Source organism: Paracoccus sp. DMF-8, from assembly GCF_029309835.1.
In the GTDB taxonomy this organism is placed as follows: Bacteria; Pseudomonadota; Alphaproteobacteria; order Rhodobacterales; family Rhodobacteraceae; genus Paracoccus.
On sequence record NZ_JARJHL010000003.1, the window covers coordinates 285,588 to 305,487 of the forward strand.

14 protein-coding genes and 1 pseudogene are annotated in these 19,900 nt (G+C 65.9%); 10 read left to right on the top strand and 5 right to left on the bottom strand.

Annotated elements, in window-relative coordinates; all coding sequences use genetic code 11:
- Nucleotides 1-183: 183 nt before the first annotated feature.
- From tssE to tssH, 4 genes are read left to right on the top strand one after another with little or no spacing between them, the layout of a single operon-like run.
- Nucleotides 184-708: a type VI secretion system baseplate subunit TssE gene (tssE, locus tag PE067_RS02010; protein ID WP_276187600.1), complete on the top strand. Its 525-nt coding sequence runs from the start codon at nt 184-186 to the stop codon at nt 706-708.
- The gene (gene tssF / locus PE067_RS02015; RefSeq protein ID WP_276187601.1) at nt 705-2,615 is read left to right on the top strand and encodes a type VI secretion system baseplate subunit TssF; all 1,911 of its coding nucleotides are present in this window, start codon (nt 705-707) and stop codon (nt 2,613-2,615) included. Before tssE ends, tssF begins: the two co-directional genes overlap by 4 nt.
- Nucleotides 2,612-3,604 carry a type VI secretion system baseplate subunit TssG gene (tssG, locus tag PE067_RS02020; protein WP_276187602.1) on the top strand — a complete coding sequence of 331 codons (993 nt, stop codon included), beginning with the start codon at nt 2,612-2,614 and terminating at the stop codon, nt 3,602-3,604. The genes tssF and tssG overlap by 4 nt, the downstream gene beginning before the upstream one ends.
- A 24-nt stretch (nt 3,605-3,628) precedes the next feature.
- A complete protein-coding gene (tssH, locus tag PE067_RS02025; RefSeq protein WP_276187603.1) occupies nt 3,629-6,334 on the top strand; it encodes a type VI secretion system ATPase TssH in 2,706 nt (901 codons plus the stop codon).
- 123 nt (nt 6,335-6,457) lie between these two features.
- Here tssH and PE067_RS02030 read toward each other — a convergent pair whose 3' ends face one another.
- From PE067_RS02030 to PE067_RS02050, 5 genes are read right to left on the bottom strand one after another with little or no spacing between them, the layout of a single operon-like run.
- Nucleotides 6,458-7,546: a hypothetical protein gene (locus tag PE067_RS02030; protein WP_276187604.1), complete on the bottom strand. Its 1,089-nt coding sequence runs from the start codon at nt 7,544-7,546 to the stop codon at nt 6,458-6,460.
- A complete protein-coding gene (locus PE067_RS02035; protein WP_276187605.1) occupies nt 7,543-7,944 on the bottom strand; it encodes a biopolymer transporter ExbD in 402 nt (133 codons plus the stop codon). The genes PE067_RS02030 and PE067_RS02035 overlap by 4 nt, the downstream gene beginning before the upstream one ends.
- The gene (locus PE067_RS02040; protein WP_276187606.1) at nt 7,941-8,402 is read right to left on the bottom strand and encodes a biopolymer transporter ExbD; all 462 of its coding nucleotides are present in this window, start codon (nt 8,400-8,402) and stop codon (nt 7,941-7,943) included. The genes PE067_RS02035 and PE067_RS02040 overlap by 4 nt, the downstream gene beginning before the upstream one ends.
- Nucleotides 8,403-8,411: 9 nt before the next feature.
- Nucleotides 8,412-9,059, bottom strand: a complete 648-nt coding sequence (locus PE067_RS02045; RefSeq protein WP_276187607.1) for a MotA/TolQ/ExbB proton channel family protein — start codon at nt 9,057-9,059, stop codon at nt 8,412-8,414.
- Between the two features lie 18 nt (nt 9,060-9,077).
- Nucleotides 9,078-9,512, bottom strand: a complete 435-nt coding sequence (locus tag PE067_RS02050; RefSeq protein ID WP_276187608.1) for a hypothetical protein — start codon at nt 9,510-9,512, stop codon at nt 9,078-9,080.
- A 119-nt stretch (nt 9,513-9,631) separates the two neighbouring features.
- Between PE067_RS02050 and PE067_RS02055 the strand changes: the two are divergent.
- The 6 genes and pseudogenes from PE067_RS02055 to PE067_RS02080 all read left to right on the top strand — a co-directional run bounded on the left by PE067_RS02055 (nt 9,632) and on the right by PE067_RS02080 (nt 19,818).
- A pseudogene (locus PE067_RS02055) lies at nt 9,632-10,083 on the top strand (DUF1036 domain-containing protein).
- Nucleotides 10,084-10,182: 99 nt separating this feature from the next.
- The gene (locus tag PE067_RS02060) at nt 10,183-11,577 is read left to right on the top strand and encodes a hypothetical protein (protein WP_276187609.1); all 1,395 of its coding nucleotides are present in this window, start codon (nt 10,183-10,185) and stop codon (nt 11,575-11,577) included.
- Between the two features lie 6 nt (nt 11,578-11,583).
- Nucleotides 11,584-13,008, top strand: a complete 1,425-nt coding sequence (locus PE067_RS02065; protein WP_276187610.1) for a hypothetical protein — start codon at nt 11,584-11,586, stop codon at nt 13,006-13,008.
- Nucleotides 12,962-13,342: a peptidoglycan DD-metalloendopeptidase family protein gene (locus PE067_RS02070; RefSeq protein ID WP_276187611.1), complete on the top strand. Its 381-nt coding sequence runs from the start codon at nt 12,962-12,964 to the stop codon at nt 13,340-13,342. The genes PE067_RS02065 and PE067_RS02070 overlap by 47 nt, the downstream gene beginning before the upstream one ends.
- Nucleotides 13,288-13,785: a hypothetical protein gene (locus PE067_RS02075; RefSeq protein ID WP_276187612.1), complete on the top strand. Its 498-nt coding sequence runs from the start codon at nt 13,288-13,290 to the stop codon at nt 13,783-13,785. The genes PE067_RS02070 and PE067_RS02075 overlap by 55 nt, the downstream gene beginning before the upstream one ends.
- A 228-nt stretch (nt 13,786-14,013) precedes the next feature.
- Nucleotides 14,014-19,818 (top strand): hypothetical protein, encoded by a 5,805-nt coding sequence (locus tag PE067_RS02080; protein ID WP_276187613.1) that lies wholly within the window; start codon nt 14,014-14,016, stop codon nt 19,816-19,818.
- The last annotated feature ends 82 nt before the right edge of the window (nt 19,819-19,900 follow it).

Genomic DNA, 19,900 nt, shown 5'->3' on the forward strand with positions numbered 1-19,900 from the left:
GGCGCGACTTGTCGCCGGCTCTCTTCTTGCATAGACCTGTGACATATAAGGCCCCGGCGGTTATTTTGCCGGTCGGGGTTCGGACAAGGCTCGGACAAGGCGATGGTTTCAAAACCTGATTCCGATCGGGGCCCCCGCGGCAGGGGTCTTTACGAATTCGCCGAGCGCAGCGGATTGCGCCAGATGTCGCTGATGCATGTCTTTCGCGCCACCGCCGAACAAAAGGACAGCCGCGACCCCGGCCGCCATTACCACGAAGGCGACCGCGACGTGACCCTGCGCAGCCAGAAACGCCGCGAGGGCGCATCCGACGCCGCCCTGCGCCGCGATCTGGCCCGCGACATCGCCAGCCTGATGAACACGATCCGGCTGGATACTGTCACCGATCTGGAAGACGCGCCATTCGTGCGCGAATCCGTGGTGAATTTCGGCTTTCAGGATCTGGAAAGCATCTGGCGGGCGAATACGACGATGAACCAGATCGCCGATGCGATCCGCACCGCGCTGATCCGCAACGAACCGCGCCTGCGCCCCGAAACGCTGGAGGTCCGCGTCCGCGAGGACGACCCCAGCCCCGACCAGCGCGTCACCTTTGAAATTCAGGCCGAGATGATTTCCAGCCCCACCGATATCGCCATGGAGTTCCTGGCCGAGGTCGACCCCTCGCTTGGCAAGATCCAGATGAAACGCATGCAGGCCGAGACATGAGAAAGGCCTTTCGCGACGCCTATAACCGCGAATTGGCGCTGCTTTACGAACGCTCCGCCGAATTCGCAGCGGAATATCCGGGGCTGGCCGACCGGCTTGGCGGGTTGCTGCGCGAAAACACTGACCCGTGGATTGCCGGCCTGCTGGAAGGCACGGCCTTTCTGGCCGCCCGCGTGCAGTTGAAACTGGACGAGGAATTCGCCGGTTTCACCCGCGAGCTTCTGGAACAGATCTTTCCCGAAGCCCTGTCGCCGATCCCGTCGCTGATGCTGGTGTCGGCCAATGTCCCCGTCGAACGGCGCGATCTGGACAATGGCATCCGGTTCCAGCCCGGCGAATATATGGATGCGCGATTCCGGGATGCCGATCAGCGGGTGTCGTGCCAGTTCAGCCTGTGTGCGCCACTGGAAATCTGGCCGCTGGAACGCACCAATGTCACCTATCACGACCGCCCCGCCGTGATCGGATCACTGGGTCAGGACCCGCTGGAAAAAACCCGCGCGGGATTGCAGATCGACTTTCGCCACATGACCGGCGCCCCTGCGGCGGATCTGAAACTGGACGACCTGACCCTGCATCTGACCGGCGACCTGCCCCATGCGGTGGCGCTGTATGAACAGATCCATTGCGACAACCTGCGCATGCAGATCCGCTATCTGTCGCCGCAGGGCGATCCGGTTTTCCTGCGGCTGCAGCCCGATCAACTGGAACAGATCGGCTTTGCCGATGATGAAAACCTGTTCCGCATCGACCGGCGCCTGTTCAAGGGCTTTGGCCTCTTGCGCGACGGTTTCGTCTTTCCGCGCAAGTTTCTGGGCTTTCGCCTGACCGGGCTGCGCAAGATCCTGAAACGCATCAAGACCCCGGATTTCCAACTTATCATCGAATTCGGCCGGGCCGATGACATGCTGACCAAGCATGTCGATGCCCGCCATATCCGCCTGTTCTGCGCCCCCGCCGTGAACCTGTTCGAGGAAAGCTCGAATCAGGTGCGGCTGGACGACCGGCGGCACGAATATGTGGTGACGCCCGACAGCTCGCCCCTGACCCATTACGAGGTGCAGCGCATCCTGCGCGTCCATGCCAGCTACGGCACCGCGAAAGCCAAGGTCGAGGCGCATCCACTGTATGGCCTGCCGCCGGGCCAGAGCGCGCAGCGCAACCTGATGTATTACACCACCCGCCGCCGTCCGCGTCGCCTGACCGATGCCGAACGCCAGACCGGGATGCGCCACGATTATCGCGGCACGGAAACCTTCATCGCGATCTATGAGCCGCCGGAAACCGATGCGAATTCGCGCGCGCAGCGGTTGCAGATCAAGACGCTGTGTTCCAACCGCCACCTGCCCTCTTATCTGCCGATTGCCGGGTCGAATGATTTCCACATGACCAATGACGTGGGGATTTCGCTGGATTGCGTCGCAGGCCCGACCCGGCCCCGCGAACCCCTGACCGAAGTCGACCGCGAAGGCCCGCATCGCATGACGCAGGGCGATGTGCAGTGGCGGCTGATTTCCTATCTGGGCCTGAACCATTTCGGGCTGGATGACCGCGGATCAGGCGACGGGGCATCTGCCTTGCGCGAATGTCTGAGCCTGTTCAGCGACCCGTCCGACAACGTCGCCGATGCGCAGATCGGGGGCATCCGCGACCTGACCACGCGCCCCGTCGTCCGGTCGATCCGGCGCGAGGATGGCTATTTCCCGGCGCGCGGTCTGGAAATCACCGTGACGCTGGACGAGGCGGCATTCGAAGGCAGCGGCATCATCCTGCTGGGCGCGGTGCTGGATCGGTTCTTTGCCGAATATGCCAGCATCAACAGCTTTACCCAGACCGTGATTGTCAGCCAGCAGCGCGGCGTGGTGCGCAAATGGCCGCCGCGCAATGGCCGGGGCCTGCTGATATGACGATTGCCTCTGACGCCGGTTTTCTGGCGATCCTGCGCCGGATCGAACGCAACAACCCCGACAAGCCCCCGATCGGGCGGTCGCGGCGCTTGCGCGACGAGGTGGTGCGCATCGGTCAGGATCCGGGGCTGGCCTTTCCCGATACCGAATTCGCCGCGACCGACCGCGAAACCGGCGGCGTGCCCGATCTGCGCGCGCAGTTCATCGGCTTTTTCGGCCCGAACGGCGCCCTGCCCCTGAACACCACCGAAGAGGTGATGCGTTGGGTCGATGACGGCGAGGGCGCATTCGTCAAGTTCACCGATATCTTTGCCGCGCGGTTCTATCAGCTTTTCTTTCGCGCATGGTCCGACAATCACGCGATCACGCAATTCGACCACCCGCAGGGCGACCGTTTCGGCGATTATGTCGCGGCACTGGCCGGGATCGGATCGCCCGCCTATCGCGACCACGACCGTTTCCCCGATATCGCGCGGCTGCCGCTGGTGTCGATCTTTGGCGGGCGGGTGCGCAGCCCGGTGCGTTTGCAGCAGATGCTGGGCCATTATTTCGGCTTGCCCGTCGAGGTCGAGGAACATGTGCCGTCATGGATGGAATTCGACGCCGAAGACATCAGTGCGCTTGGCCTGAACGGCGGGTCACTGGGCCGTAACGCCTATCTGGGCGCGCGGGTGCGTTCGGTCGGCGAAAAGGTCCGGCTGCATCTGAAGACGCGCACGCTGGCCGAATACCGCGCCTTTCTGCCCGGCGCTAAAAGCTATGAACAACTGGCCAATCTGGTCTTTTGGTATATCGGCAAGACCCATGAGGTCGAACTGGCGCTTGCCCTGCCCCTGACAGAGGTGCCGCAGGCGAAACTGGGCGAAAGCGCCGAACTGGGCTGGATGGCCGCCATGCCGGGCAAGGCGATGAAGGCCGACAGGCAAGGATATGTTCAGGCCGCGCGTTTCGCGCTGGAACTGGACTCGGGGATCAAAAGCGCCGCGTAAAGCCGGCCAAATGCAGGAGGTCTCATGACCGCGATCAGCATCGAAAAATTCGCCGGCAAGATGAACCGGGTCGGCTATGACGCCTTTTTGCAGGCGATGCGCCATGCCCGCGGCGAAGGCAATCGCAATGTCGAACTGTGCCACTGGCTGTTCTACGCGGTCTCGAACCAGAATTGCGACATCTCGGTTACCTTGCGGGAACTGAAGCTGGACCGGGGCCGGGTCCTCAAGGATCTGGACCGCGCGATGGCCGATTTGCGCAAGAACGTGACCGAGGTTCCGGGCATCGCCGACAGTCTGGGTGACGGGCTGAACCACGCATGGACCTATGCGACGCTGTTTTTCGGCGAAACCCAGATCCGCACCGGGCATCTGCTGGTCTCGCTGCTGAACGATGGTAATCTGCGCCGCGAATTGTCGGTCTATTCGCCGGTCTTTGCGGAAATTTCCGTCGATCAGCTTGGGAAAGAGGCGCGACAGCTATGGTCCTCGTCCGAAGAGGAAACCATGCGCCCGATGGACGGCTCGGGGCTGACGGCCGCCGGGACGGGGGATCGCGCGGATGCGGCGACGACGGCGCTTGGCCGGTTCTCGGTCGATATGACGGCGGATGCGGCGGCGGGGAAAATGGACCCGGTGCATGGCCGCGACGATGAAATCCGCCAGATCATCGACGTGCTGATGCGCCGCCGCCAGAACAATCCCATCCTGACCGGAGAGGCGGGCGTGGGCAAGACCGCCGTGGTCGAAGGGTTTGCACAGCGGCTGGCGGCGGGCGATGTGCCGCCCGCGCTGAAAGGCATGCGGCTGCATATGCTGGACATGGGCGCGATGCAGGCCGGCGCCAGCATGAAGGGCGAATTCGAACAGCGCCTGCGCTCGGTGATCGACGAGGTGCAATCCAGCCCCGTCCCGATCATCCTGTTCATCGACGAGGCGCATACGCTGGTCGGCGCGGGCGGTGCGGCGGGCACGGGCGATGCCGCGAACCTGCTGAAACCGGCGCTGGCGCGTGGCACGCTGCGCACCATCGGCGCGACGACCTGGGCCGAATATCGCAACTACTTTGAAAAGGACCCGGCCCTGACCCGGCGTTTCCAGCCGGTTCAGGTCGACGAACCCGATGTTGAAAAATGCTGCTATATGATCCGGGGCGTCTTGGGTCCGATGCAGGATCACCACAAGGTTCGCATTTCCGATGAGGCGGTGGTCGCGGCGGTCAAGCTGTCGGCGCGCTATATCCCGGCGCGGCAACTGCCGGACAAGGCGGTGTCGCTGCTGGATACGGCCTGTGCGCGGGTGGCGGTCAGCCAGTCGTCCACGCCCGCGCGGATCGCCGATCTGCGCGATGCGATCAACGCGCTGGACACGGAAATCGCGGCGAAGGTTGCGGCTGAGGATCTGGGCGAACGCGCCGATGACCGTCTGGCCGAGGCGCGGGCGGATCGCGATGCCAAGGCCGGCGAACTGGTCGGGATCGAGGCGCAATTCGGTGCGGAAAAGGCCGTGGTCGATGACATCGTCGCCCTGCGCCAGCGTTTGGCCGAAGCGGCGGGCGAGGATTTCGACGCCGATGCCACCCGCGCCGAGATGACCGCGAAAATGACCGAACTGGCCGCCACCCACCTGGACGAACGCATGGTCTATGCCCATGTCGATGAACAGGCGGTGGCCAGCGTCATCAGCGACTGGACCGGCATTCCGGCCGGGCGCATGGTCGCCGATGAATTGCAGGCGATCCTTGGGTTGGCGGATCATCTGCGCGAGCGGGTGATCGGGCAGGATCATGGCTTGCAGATGATCGCGAAACGGGTCGAAACCAGCCGCGCGGGATTGTCGAACCCGAACAAACCGATTGGCGTGTTCATGCTGGCCGGGCCTTCGGGGGTTGGTAAAACCGAAACCGCGCTGGCCCTGGCCGAACAGCTTTACGGTGGCGAACAGAACATCATCACCATCAACATGTCCGAATTCCAGGAGGCGCATTCCGTCAGCCTCCTGAAAGGCGCCCCCCCCGGCTATGTCGGTTACGGCGAAGGCGGCAGGCTGACCGAGGCCGTGCGCCGCAAGCCCTATTCGGTCGTCCTGCTGGACGAAATCGAAAAGGCCCATCCCGATGTGCATGAGCTGTTCTTTCAGGTCTTTGACAAGGGCATGATGGAAGACGGCAACGGCCGCCCCATCAACTTTCGCAACACGCTGATCCTGCTGACCTCGAACGTCGGCACCGATGTCATCATGCAGATGGCGGACGGCGGCGAAACCACGCCCGCGCTGGACGTTCTGGATGCGCGGCTGAAGCCCGAACTGCTGCGGGTCTTTCCCCCCGCTCTGCTGGGCCGGATCGTCACGATCCCCTATTTCCCGCTTGGCCGCGAGGTGCTGGAGGGCATTACCCGGCTGAAACTGGGCGCCATCGTCAAGCGGATGCGCGATGCGCATGGCGCGCGCCTTGGCTGGTCGGATGCGGTCATCGCCCATATCGTCGACCAATGCCGCGACCCCGACAGCGGCGGTCGGATGGTCGACAACATCATCACCAACTCGATCCTGCCGGACCTGTCGCGCGAGGTGCTGGGGCGGATGGTCTCGGGCGCGGCGATGGGCGATGTGACCATCGTGCTGAAGGACGGCAAGTTCGCCTATGAGTTCGATCCGCAGCCCGAGGCCGGGGCCGGGGTCGGGCCGAAAAAGGCGCGGACAAGGAAAAAGGCCGAAGCGGACGAATAATCCCGCCGCAGCCGGTTTTCCGCCCGTGATCCGCGTCAGCCCGCCCCGCTTCGGCGGGCCTGCGGCATTTGTTCTTGCGCATTTTCGGATGCAAGACCGGTATCCATTTTTGCTGAAAACGCTTTAGCGCACATAGACGCTGCTGACGCCGATCAGGACGTTGTCGCCCAGTTCGGCGATCAGTTCGGGAAAGAAATCGGCGGCCAGACGGCCCGCGTTGCGGGTCACGCTGTCGATCCGGCCGGGCGTCGCGATGGCGATCAGCAACTGGTTGGTGTCGCGCGCGGCGCCCGCGCGCGACATGGGCACGTCGAAACCGACCTCTCCGCCCTGAACGGTCAGGAAACGGCGCAGGTCCTGAACCACGCCATTGTCATCGACCAAAAGCAGCGTGTTGTAATGGCCCGCGCCATTGGCGATGCGCCCGGTGACGGAATTGCCGCTGTCGATATCGGCGGCATCCAGTTGCATTTGCAGGCCGAACAGCGGGTAATCCTCCGTCCGCCGGGCAAAGGTCAGGCCGGGGCATTGGCGCTGGTCCAGCAGCACGCGCCGGTCGGGGATCTCGCCCAGACCCTCGGTGATCTCATCGACGAAGGCGCCGATCTGGCGGTCGGCGGCGGCCAGAACCGCGATGCGGACCTGCCCGTCCGCCGTCAGTTGCGGCAGGGCCAGCAGGCAGGATTCGTCCAGCTTGTCCCGGATGCGCTGGATCATGCCCTCCAGCCGCGGATCCAGCGGCTCGCCCACGGGTTCGGCGGGCAAGGCGGGCTCGGGGGCTTCGGGCGGGGCATCGTCCAACCCCGAAAGCGGCACATCGGGCGGCAGCGCGGGAATCGCGGGCTGGACCACCGCCCACATCTCGCCCCCCGTGGTGACGATGGCGGAATCCATCGGCGCTTGCGCGGGGCTGTCGGCCGGGATGCGCGCGGGCGGTGCCTGCGTCGGCGCGGACAGGGCGGCGATGTCCTGCGGCTGCGGCATCTCAGGCGGCACCTCGGGGACAACGGGGGTCAGGACCGGGGCCGCTGGCACCGCGCCCTGAGACAGCAGCGTATCGACGGTGATGACGGGGGGCGTTGCGGTGCTGGTCGGGGCAGCGGGCGCGCGCTCATACAGGATGCCGCCGATCGCCGCGCCATGCAGCACCAGCGACATGGCCACCGCCTGCAGCCACTGATTGCGGTGACTGATCCGCGCCGCGCCGATCATTCCGCACCATCGCCGTGCAGGGTGACCAGCCGGATATCGAAACCGGCCAGCTCCTGCCGGTTCAGGGCGGCGATCAACTGGCTGGCGGGGGCGGCGCGGTCGATGATCAGATACAGCTGATCCTGCGCGCCCTGCCGTTCCAGCGCCACGGGCAGCAGATCGGGGGTGATCGGCGCGCCGTCCAGCGCCCATTCCCCCTGCCGGTCGATGACCAGAATGGGCGAGGGCAGCCGATCCAGCGGCAGGTGCCGGGTTTCCGACAGGTCGAGTTCGTCCGACTGCCGCGCGTCCTGCCCGGTCACGACAAAGAAAAAGATCAGCAGCAGCACGATATTGACGATGGCCAGCGACACATCCATCGCCAGCAGCCGGTTGCGATGGGGCAGGCGCAGCGTCATGCGGGCGCCCCGTCGGCCACGCGCACCGCCGAAATCCCGCTGTCCGCCAGAATTTCCAGAATCGAGACCAGCATCTGCACCGTCGCCCCCCTTTGCGAAACCAGCAGCACCTCGGGCGTGTCCTGCAACTGCAAGGCGCGGGCCAGATCGGGGATGCGTTCCAGCGCGAAACGCTGGCCGTTGGCCACGATGCTGTCGGCACCGACCGACCAGACGGCGGTGGTCATCGGGTTTGACACGCGCACCTGCCCGTCGCCGCCATCGGGTTGGGGAACCGCTGCCGGGCCGCTGCCCGCCAGCGCGCCGTTGCGGATGGTCAGCAGCGAATAGCTGGCCATATTCGCCGAAAGCATGAAGAACACCAGCAGCTGGAACATCGTATCCGCCAGCGGCACCAGCGAAAACCGATAGCGCCGGGTCGAGCGGGGCATTTCCAGCTTGCGGATCGGCGCGGTCATGCCCGGCCCCTAGCCGACCTGCCCGGTCGCGCCGACGCGGCCGTGGATCGCGGCGGAAATGGCGATTTCGATGCTTTGGCGTTCGTCCTCGATCCGGCCTTCCAGCCAGTTGGCAAAGAAATAGGCGACCAGCGCGATCGCCAGACCAAGCGCGGTGGTGGTCAGCGCGGTCCAGATGCCACTGGCCAGCATGCGCGGATCGGCCATCTGCTGGCTCAGCGCAAGGTTGCCGAAGGCGTCGATCATCCCCATCACCGTGCCAAGCAGCCCCAGCATCGGCGCGCCCTGCACGACCGCCTCCAGAATGCGCATGCGGGCGCCCATTTCGGACAGTTCGAACAGCGCGGTCTGGCGGCCCAGTTCCTCGCCATAGCTGGCATCGCCGGGGCAGGCGCGCAGGCCCGACATCACCGCGCCCAGCACCCGCGACAGGGCGGAACGGTCGCTGCCCGCCTTGCGCACGGCCTCGTTCGGGCGGCCGTTCAGCCAGTCGTCCAGAATTTCCTCGGCCACGGCATGACGGCCGATGCCCATGCGCCGGAACTGCGCCAGCTTGAAGATCGTGACGGTCGCGGTCAGCACCGACAGCAAGCCAAGAGCCGCAAAGACGACAAGCGCGGGAATCGGCAGGTTCTGAAAATTCTCTGGCAAAAACATGGGCGACCGTGGCTGAGATCAGATACCGAAAGCAATATCACCACGGGCGCGGGTGGAAAGACGGCCAAGGCAGATATCGGGCTGCGATTCCCCCTGAACCCGGCATTCCGCAACGTCATTCACCACGATCCGCGCAATTTCCCCGCAGGGACGGCCCGGCAGTTCAAAGACGGCGACGCGGGTCTTGCCCGGCACCAGCGCGCCGAAATCCAGAACCGGCAGCGCCCGCACGACGCCATCGCGGTCAAAGATCGCGACCTGCCATGCCGCGCGGTCCAGCGCCTGCCCCGTCGCGTTTTCGGCCACCAGCGTCAACTGGCAGGTCCCGGCCTGCGTGTCCTGGGTATTGTTCAGCTCCAGCAGCAGCTGGCCCGGTTCGGCGGCAACCTCCTGCGCGGCAAGCGGCAGGGCGGTCAGGCACAGCAAGGCAGCAAGGGGGGCGCGAAGGAACAAGGCCGGTTCTCCTGCTTGGGCCGCGCGGGCATCTTGGGCGTATGGGGCGCGCAGCCTTTTGGGGCGACATAGCACGGCTTTCCTGTTACCTCAATTCGCACGATTTCCGGGTCCGGGCCATGAGACTTTCAGGAGACTTTCAGCTTGTCAACATTCTGGCGGGCGCCGTGCTGGCGGCGGGGGTGCTGACATGCGCCGCCCCTGCGCAGGCGGCGCTGCGGGTCTGCAACCAAAGCTTTGACGTGCTGAACATCGCGGTCGGCCAGCCCGCCCGCGGCGCGACCGAGCCTGACCAGTTCGTGACGCGGGGCTGGTGGCGGGTGGCGCCGAATCAATGCGCGACCCTGCTGCGCGAAAGCCTGCAATCACGGTATTTTTATGTCTTTGCCGCCGATGTCTTTGGCAGGAAGTCCCTGTCCGGTTCCATCCGCTTTGCGTCGGCGAGCGGCGTTTCGTCATAGATACGCAGGGCAATTGTCTGGTCCGGGGCTATCTGGACGCGCGTTTCATCGAGGTCGATACCAAGGATCAGGATGACTGGACGGTTTTCGTCTCTGCGCGTCCGGGCTAGGCTGGGGCGGTATTTCAAGGTGCGATTTCCGGGGATGTCGTTTCTGCGGTGCTGTTTCTGGGGCGTGAGTTTTCGAGGTCGGATCCGGATGGGCGTGACATGCCAGCGATCAGGCAGATGAGCCGGGGCGGGGCCATGCGGTGGCCGTGCCGCCGGGCGTTGAGCACCGCGCTGGCGCTGGCCCTGTCGGCGCTGGTTGCCTCTGCCCAGGAAACGCTGGTCGTGCAGAACCGCAGCGACGGGGCCGACGCGGCGCGGGTGGCCGCTGCATGGGGCGTCGCGCCGCAGGGGCCAGAGGCGCTGGCGGCGGCCGGTTCCGGCCCCCTCTATTACACCGGCCCGGTCGGCCGCGCGGCGCATGGGCTGGTCCTGCCCGGCGGCAATGCCCGGATCGCGCTGAACGACTGGCTGGCGGCGCGTCAGGGTGGCGATCTGGGGGAAACCCGGGGGCGCAGCATCGTCATCCTGAACACCTGCGGCACGAATATGGGCGTGGCGGCCCATGATCTGGATGCGCCGGGCAACTGGCTGGTGGCCTATCCGCTGGCGGGCGGTCGCTGCCAGCCGCAGGATTTCGCGCAGCAGGTCATCGCCGCGACACAAGGCCCGGCGGCGGAGTGGCCGGTCGCCCTGCGTCAGGCAGGCATTGGCGTCGCCCAATCCGAAGCGGCGCCCGCAAATACGCCCGCATCCGCACCCGTGACCGGGATCGGCGGCCTGCGCGCGGTTGAAAACGACAGCATCGTCATCATCACCACGCTGCGCCCCACCAATGCGCTCGGCCCCCGCCTGCAGGCCCGGCCCGCCGCCGCCCCGCGCGAAATGCCGCGCCCCGAACCGGCGGTGGCCGCCCTGGTCGATGGCACGGGTCAAGTCGAAGGCATGGACAACCGCGCGGTGCTGCCGCAGGCGGCGGGACTGCCCGCGCCCTCGATCATCGTCGGCGAACAGGCGATCCCCCGCCCGCAGGTCCAGCGCGGCCCGATGGGCGTGGATTTTGCCGAACGCGCAAGGCTGCGCGCCGAGGATGCCCGGATGTTCGAGCGCATGGTCGCCGAGGGCGCCTATGATCCCGAACCCGCCCAGCTAGCCGCCGCGCTCCAGACCGAACTTGCCCGGATGCAATGCTACGCGGCGGGCATCGACGGGGTCTGGGGCGGCGACTCGAACGCGGCGGTGCAGCGCTATTTCGCCAAGGCGGGCGGCACGGCGGCGGCCAGCGGCGCGGATATCGCGCTGTATCGCCAGCTGATCCTGAACCCGGACGTGACCTGCGACCCGGTGCCGGTCGCGGCCCCTGCGACACCAGCCGCGACGCCGCGCGGCAACAGCCGCCCCGCCGCCACGCAGACCGGGCCGCGCCTGCGCGCGACGACGCAGCAACCCCCGAGCGCGGCCCGGCAACCGGCAGCCCGCCAACCGACGGCGACCGCACCCGCCACGACCACGCCGCGCATCTCGCCGAACCTGTCGGGCGCGGGTATGTTCCGGTAGGCGGCCATGCTGGAAATCGACCCGCAATTCCGCCGCATGGGACAGGGCGCACGCCGCCGCAGGCGGCGCATCGGACTGTTGCGCGGGGCGGCGCTGGTGCTGGTTCTGGGGGTCGCGGCGGGCCTTGGCTGGCGCTACGCGGGGCCGGACATCGGCGCGCGTCTGGCGGGCGACGACAGCGACGAAACGCTGGTGCCGCTGGAACAGGATGTCGCCATTGCGCCGGTCGTGCGCGGCGACACCTTTACCGATATCCCCGGCGATCCGATGATCATCCAGACCGGCGACAGCGGCGAACGCAGCGGCACGAGGCTGGAAGGCCCGCCGGATCTGGCCGCCGCCCGCGTCGGCCCCCCCGGACCCGAGCGCCTGACCATGGTGCGCGAAAACCTGCATGTCCGCGAACGCCGCCTGATCGCCGCCCTGCCCACCACGCGAGAGGATTTCGCCCTGTTTCAGGCCGAACGCTCGCGCGAGCGGCTGATGAACGCCTCGGCCGATGGCAGCAGCGCAGAGACCGGCGCGGGCCTGTCCATCCCCGAGGCGGAACGCATGACCTCCAGCCTTGCCTTTACCCGCGCCGCCGCGATCCGGCCCGCGCTGTGGCAGGATCTGATCCTGCAGATCCGCCTGCCCACCGATATGACCGAACTGCTGCGTGACAACGGTTTCGACGCGGGCACCGCCGCACGCACCGCCACCCGGATCGCCGAGGTCATGCAGATCGGTCCGGAACTGCCGCGCGGCCTGCTGCTGGCGCTGCGTTACCGGATGCAGGCGGGGCAGCGTCAGGTGCTGCAACTGTCGATCTACCGCTCGGGCGAATATGTGGGGTCCATGGCGATGTCGGGCAGCGGGCGGCTGGTCGGCGCCGCCGACCCTCAGGCCGACCAACCGCTGCTGGACCAGTCGGCGGATGAGGCGGTCGAAGGCGACAGCCCGCAGTTCCGCCTGCTGGATGTGATCTACAGCGCCGCCTTGCGTCAGGGCGTGCCGGGCGATGTCATCGGCGAAGGCATCGCGCTGATGTCCGAGGTCCACGACCTTGACGGTTTCGCGGCCGAAGGCGACCGGCTGCAACTGCTTTACGCCAACAACCCCGGCGCGGGCGCGGATGGCGCGGGGCAGATCCTGTTCATCGGCGTCACCGGCCCGTCGGGGGACAGGCCCTGCTATGTAGTGCCCGCCCGCGAAGGCGGCTATGAACGCCACGCGCCCGGTGCGCGGGTCGTCGCGCTGACCGACCAGCCCGCAATGAGCGCGCCGGTCGCGGGCGTGCTGTCGCGCCGCTTCGTCGCGCCGACCGGGGGCGACGCCGAGCAGCGGCACGGTTGCCTGGCAGGCGGCGCAGGGCAGCCCGGTCGCCGCCGTCGCCGCCGGCCGCGTGACCGATGTGGACGCCGGCGCGGGCACCCTGTCCATCGCCCATGACGGCGGTCTGGCCAGCAGCTATCGCGGCCTTGAAACCCTGCCCGCCAGCCTTGTGCGCGGCGCCGATGTGAAACGCGGCGCGGTGATCGGCCGCATCGCGGGCAAGGGCGAGGACGACCGTTCCGGGCTGGTGTTCCAACTGCTGAAGGACGGCCAGCCGGTCGATCCGATCCCCTATCTGGCGGGCGGGAACGAGGTCCTTGCCTCGAACGCGGTCGAGGCGCTGATCAGCCGCATCATCCATGTCGAAAGCGGCGGCAATGCGGCGGCGCGCAACCCTTGTCCACCGCGACGGGGCTGGGCCAGTTCATCGAAAGCACATGGCTGCGGATGATGCGCAGCTATCGCCCCGATCTGGTCGCGACGCTGGATCGCCAGCAATTGCTGGACCTGCGGCTGGAACCCGGCCTGTCGCGCCAGATGGTCCGCCATCTGGCACAGGAAAACGAAGCCTTCCTGCGCGCGCGCGGCATCAATGCCACGGCGGGCAATCTGTATCTGGCGCATTTTCTGGGACCGATGGGCGCCGCGCAGGCGCTGAGCGCCGATCCCGCCGCCCCGGTCGGGGCGGTGATGGGCGCGAATGTCGTCAACGCCAACCCCTTTCTGCGCAATTACACGATCGCCGACCTGCGGGCATGGTCGGACCGCAAGATGAATGCGCAATCGGTCGCGGCGGCGACATCCATGCCCGCGACGATCCCGGTCCGCGCCTCGCCCGAGGTGGAAAGATTCGTGGCGCTGATGGATCGCGTCCTGTCCACGAACCGGAACTGATCCCGCACCGCGCGTTTCGGCGATATAGCGCGCGACCACCCGTGCCGCGGCTGGCAAGGACGCAACGGCGCCGCGATTAATCGCCCTTATGTCCGCCGCGATGTCTCGAATCTTTGGAAAATTGATGCTAGGCACGGCGCAGGTTTACCTAATTTGGAGCCGAGTTGGCTGATGTCCTGCATTGACCCCATTGCCCGGAAATCCCTTGTTTCGCCAAAGGCGCATTTTTTGCTTTCGACATCATTGCTGACCCTTGGCCTGGCATTGATCGGCCTGCCGGGCACGGCGCTGAGCGATGATCTGTATCTGAACAACGGGCCTGCCGGGACGGTCGTCAGCGGGGACTGGGACCAGGATTCCGAAATCTGGACCGAAACGCCGACGGCCGACGACACCACCCCGCGCCAGACTCTGGGTGGCGGCAATCGCGACACGGCGGTTCTGGTGGCCGATCCGGCCGATCCGACGCGGACGATCACGCTGACCCTGTCCGGCCCGGAAACCGGACCGAATGCGGCGCGGCTGATCCTGTCCGGTTTCCGGGTCGAAGGCGATGGCTATTCGCTGCGCAGCGCGCAGGAGGATTTCACACTGGGCGGCGCGGGTCCGGACGACACGCCCCTGCGCTTTGACATGCGCGACGGCGGCACCTTGACGCTGCAAGGCATCCGGCTGAGCGGGCGCATCCTGGTGGCAGGCAACGGCACCCTGACCCATGACGGCGATTCCACCGGCACGATGACCGAACTGGAGGTGGAAACGGGGGCCGGCTTTACCTCGACCGGGACGACGGCGGGCAGGGTCTCGAACAGCGGCACGACCGTTCTGGCCGAGCATGTGGGCAATGTCGACAACGAAGAAAACGGCATCTTTACCCTGACCGACCGGATCGGCGGACAGTTCGAGAACAGGCAGAACGCCACCGCCCATCTGACCGGCCAGATCGAGGGTCAGCTGCGCAACCGCGGCGGCACGGTGAATGTCACCGGCCCCTTGACCACCCGGCCCATCGCCAACAGCCACGGCGGCATCCTGAACGTCAACGACACCGGCGGCACGGGTTTCGATCTGACCGTCCAGGCAGGCGACCCGGCCAATCCGTCGAGCGGGTTGCTCAACAATACCGCGACGGTGAACCTTCGGGGTGACATCTCGGCCAATATGTTCAATGGCGGCGACAGCGGCGACGGCACGCTGAACATTCGCGGCGGCACCGTGGCGGGCAATATCATCAACCGCGACGGATCCGACATCAACGGCACCGGGACGATCACCGGCAGCCTGAACAACTGGGGCACATTGCATGTCACCAACGGCGCGCTGAGTTCCAGGGCGCTGACCATGACGAACCTGAACAACCACGATTCCGGTCATGTCATCGTCGATACGGGCCATGAATTGCAGGTTGCAAACAACATCAACAGCGGGGGCGCCATCGACCTGTCGGGGGCCCTGCGCATCGGCAGCGGCGCCGGCACCCTGACCACCAACGACAATTCCGTGACGGTTGCCGGCACCGGCCAGATCATCGGCAATGTCGTCAACAACGGCGCGACCGTGAATTCTGACGGGCGCATCCGGGGGAATCTGACCAACAACGATGCGGCACGGGCCAATGTCTCGGGCACGATCACCGGCACGGTGCGCAACAGCGGCAACAGCCGGATGGCGCTGACCGGCGACCTGACCGTGGGCGGGTTGTCGAATACCGCGCGTTCGCTGCTGACGGTCGGGCAGGACAGCGCCCTGACCATCGGGACCGGCAACGGGACGCTGGTGAACAGCGCGATGAACGGCAACAATCCCAATGCCGGGCTGAATCTGTCGGGCACGCTGAACGGGTCGCTGAACAACAGCGGCAGGACCGTTCTGGGCAGTCTCGGCAGTGCCACGACGGCGACGGTCAACGGCTCTGTCACCAATACGGGGATAACGCTGCTTCGCAACAATTCGCTGGTGACGGGCAATTTCACGAATGACGGCAGGCTGTCCTCGGCGGGCTTCAGCGGGGCGCAGCTGAATGTCTCGGGGATTTTCAGCAACCTTGCGGGTGCGGTGATCAACGGCCTGCTGGGGCCGATCGTGATTTCGGCGGATCGCGTCTATCTGAACGAAGGCGGCCAGGTTCTGGGCGATGTCGATATCCGGGGCACGGTGGTCAATGCGGGCATTCTGCTGCTGAATACCGACCGGACCCGCAGCAACGATCTGATCAACGAGGAAACCGGTGTCGTCCAGGTTTCGGCCGATATCGACGCCGGCGGCTATCGCACGGACAACAACGGCACATTCACCATCCAGAACGATGGCGAATACACCAATGTCTCGACCTTTGAAAACAACCGCGACCTGACCGTCCAGAACGGCGGCGTGCTGGAGGCCGGGCAGGTCATCAACGGCGCCGACGGCATTACCGAGAACCGCGGCCGGATCAACGGCACGGTCACCAACCGCGGCAACCTGATCAACAACGGCCGGATCAACGGCGATGTCACCAACAGCCTCAACCTGACCAGCAATGGCGCGATCCAGGGCAATCTGATCAACACCGGCAATGCCCAGATGCGCGGCACGGTCAGCGGCACCGTCGAAAACCGCCGCAACCTGACGACCACGGGCAACCTGACCGTCGGCACGCTGACCAACCGGGGCGCCACCACGGTCGAAAGCAACCACAACCTGAATTCGGGCGATGCCGTGGCCAACAGCGCCACCCTGACCGTGCGCGGCACCGTCAACACCGCCGTCCAGAACAACCAGCCCAACGCACGCCTGGTCATGCAGGGCGGCCGCGTGGCCGATACGGTCACCAACGCGGGCGTGGTCACGGGCTCGGGCACGATCACCGGCAATCTGGCCAATACCACCACCGGGCGCGTGAATCTGCTGGACGGGCAGGTGCTGAGGCTGAACGGCGGCTTGCGCAATGCGGGCACGGCGACTTTGGGCGGCACCATCATCGGGGGCGTCAACAACCTTGCGGGCGCGACCACCAACCTGCGCAACAACGGCGGCATTCAGGGGCTGGTGACCAACCGCGGCACGCTGGCCGGGAACGGCCAGATCACCGGCAATGTCAACAATATCGACGACGGCGCCCTGTCGCTGAGCGGGCGGATCACCGGCACGCTGACGCAGAATTCATCGACCGCGTTGCAGACGGTGCGCAACCTGCGCGTCGGCACGCTGGTCAACGAACGCACGACCGAAGTGGTGCGCGGCACCAGCCTGCACACCGATCGGGGGGTGCGGAACAACAACCTGCTGCAGGTGCGCGGCACGCTGGCCAGCACGGCGCAGAACGGCACCGCGCTGTTCAACAACGCGGACAGCCGGACGGCGCTGCAAAGCGGCGTGATCGCTGGCAATGTCGACAACAACGGCTTTCTCCGTGGCAATGGCCGGATCGAGGGCAATGTCACCAACCGCGCCAGCGGTCGTTTCAGCATGGCGGGCACGGTCACCGGCACGTTCCGCAACAACGGCACGCTGGACCAGTTCCGCAATCTCAGCCTTGGCGGGCTGGTCAACAACAGCGCGCTGTCGCTGACCAACGGCACGGTCCTGTCGGTGGGCAGCGGCAGGGCGCGCAACACCGCGACGCTGAGCGTTACCAATGGCGCCACCCTGCGCGGCACGCTGGTCAATCGCGGGCCTTCGGCCAATGTCGATGCGGTCACCACCATCGCCAGCGGCGGGCGTCTGGAAGGCGCGATCGACAATTACGACACGCTGCGCAGCGACGGCACCGTCATCGGCGATGTCGTGACCAGACAGGGCGGCACGACGCGGCTGTCGGGCCGCGTCGACGGGGTTGTCTTCAACCACGGGCTGACCGAAACCACCGGCAACCTGACCGTTGACGGGCTGGTCAACACCGCCCGCGCCGTCGTCGGCAGCGGCCATACCCTGTTCACCGAAACCGAGGTGCAGAACAGCAGCGATTTCATCGTCGATGGCCGCGTCGTCGTGACCGGCCCGACCAATGCGCAGCCCGCAGCGGCGACTGCCGCCGCCGCTGGAAATGTCGTCAACGAAGAAGGCGGCCGGCTGACCGGATCCGGGGTTCTGGACGCCAATGTCATCAACCGCGGCACCATGACCACCACCGGCGAAATCACCGGCCATGTCCTGAACGAAGACAATGGCATCGCCCGGCTGCGCGGCGAAATCGGCGGCACGCTGCAAAACGAATCCCGTTTCCTGACCTCCGGCGCGCTGAGCGTCAACGGCCTGATGAACCGGGGCAATGCCACCATCGGCGAAGGCCACCAGCTGACCGCGGCCACGGCGGGGGCGAACTATGGCACGTTGCGGGTGCTGGGCGATTTTTCGGGCGATTTGCTGAACCAGGATCGCGCCACGCTGAATTTCGGCGGCGGTGTCGTCACCGGCGATGTCGAGAACCTGGGCGGCATCAGCGGTTCGGGCCGGATCACGGGCCGGTTGATCAATCGCGCGACGGATCTGACGCTTGGTCTGGATAACCAGCACCTGACCGTCGCGGGCGGTCTGGTGAACCAGTCCGGCCTGCATCTGGTCGGCCGTCCGCTGACCGGAAATCTGATCAACAACCGGGACGCGGTGCTGACCGCCAACCGCGCCCGCATCAACGGGCAGCTGACCAACAACGGTCTGGTCGATCTGTCGGGCAATGGCACAAACAGCCTGCTGACCGTCAGCGGCCTTGCCGGCAACGGCAACTATCTGCTGGATCTGGATCTGCAAAACCTGCGCGGCGACCGTATCGTCGTCGATGGCGGCGCGGCGACCGGACATTACTATTTCCGGTTCAACCAGTTGACCAGCGACCTCGTCGGCGATCTGGGCCGCTCTGTCACCGTGCTGGAGGTCGACCAGACGGCGGCCAACAACTTCACCTTCGACTTCGAACCGATGGAAAGCGCCGACTGGATCGACTATGGCGTCGGGCGCCTGGACAACGGCGATCTGGCCGTGGTCAGCCAGCTCAGCAACGATATCGGCGCGATCTTTGGCAATATCACGCTGGTTCATTCGCTGATCGGTTCGGTCATCAACCGGCCGACCAGCCCCTATGTCGTCGGCATGGCCTATGAAGATACCGCAAAGCCCTGTGGCATCGGGTCCTGGGGCCGGGGCGTCGGCGGGAATGCCAAGGTGACGGGCGCGACCAGCAACCAGCTGGGTTCCGTCGACAGCAGCGTGCAGGCCAGCTATTACGGCATGCAGGTCGGCACCGATCTGGCCTGTTTCGACGGCCATTTCGGCGGCTGGAACATGACCTTCGGCGGGGTTCTGGGGGTCAACCAGGGCGATACGGATCAGCCGATCTACACGCTGCGCGCCGATGGCGCGGGCGGCACGGCACGGATCCTGTCCAGCGTCACCACCTCGGATTTCGACCAGCTTTACGGCGGGGTCTATCTGACCGCCTCCAGGGACCGCTGGTCCTTTGACGTGCAATACCGCCGCGAACGGACCGAGTTCGAAATCACCAACCGCGCCGTCGCGGGCCGCGACATCGGCCTGCAGGATGCCAAGCTGAAAAGCAACGCCCATACGGTCAGCGGCGCACTCAGCTATACGATGCCGGTGGCCCGGACCCAGTGGCAATTCGTGCCGACCGCCGGTTTCGCCTGGTCGAAATACGACATCGACAACCTGCGTTTCAACGACGGCTATGAAATCCAGTTCGGCGATGTGCAAAGCAAGGTCGGCTTTGTCGGCGGCACGCTGACGCGCACCTATGTCCGGGCACAGCAGAATTCCGCGCTGAACATCTTTGCCACCGGCACCGTCTACAAGGATTTCGCCGACAAGACCCGTTCGGTCTTTGTCATGGGCGAGGGCGCGGAATCCTCGAGCCAGCAGCTCGAATCCGATCACCTTGACACCTATACCGAGCTTAGTGTCGGGGCGAACTGGGTCAAGGTGCTGCAGGGCGGGCCCCGGCGTCCGCGCCAGCTCAGCGCCGGGACGCGCATCGACGCGCGCTTTGGCGACAACATCGACAGCGTCGGCGTGACCGGACAGATCCGCCTGCAGTTCTGATTTGCACAGTTCTGATTGCATCGGGGCGCCGACGCCATATTGTGAACCGTCCCATCCGGCGCAGGAAAAATCCCGCGCCGGA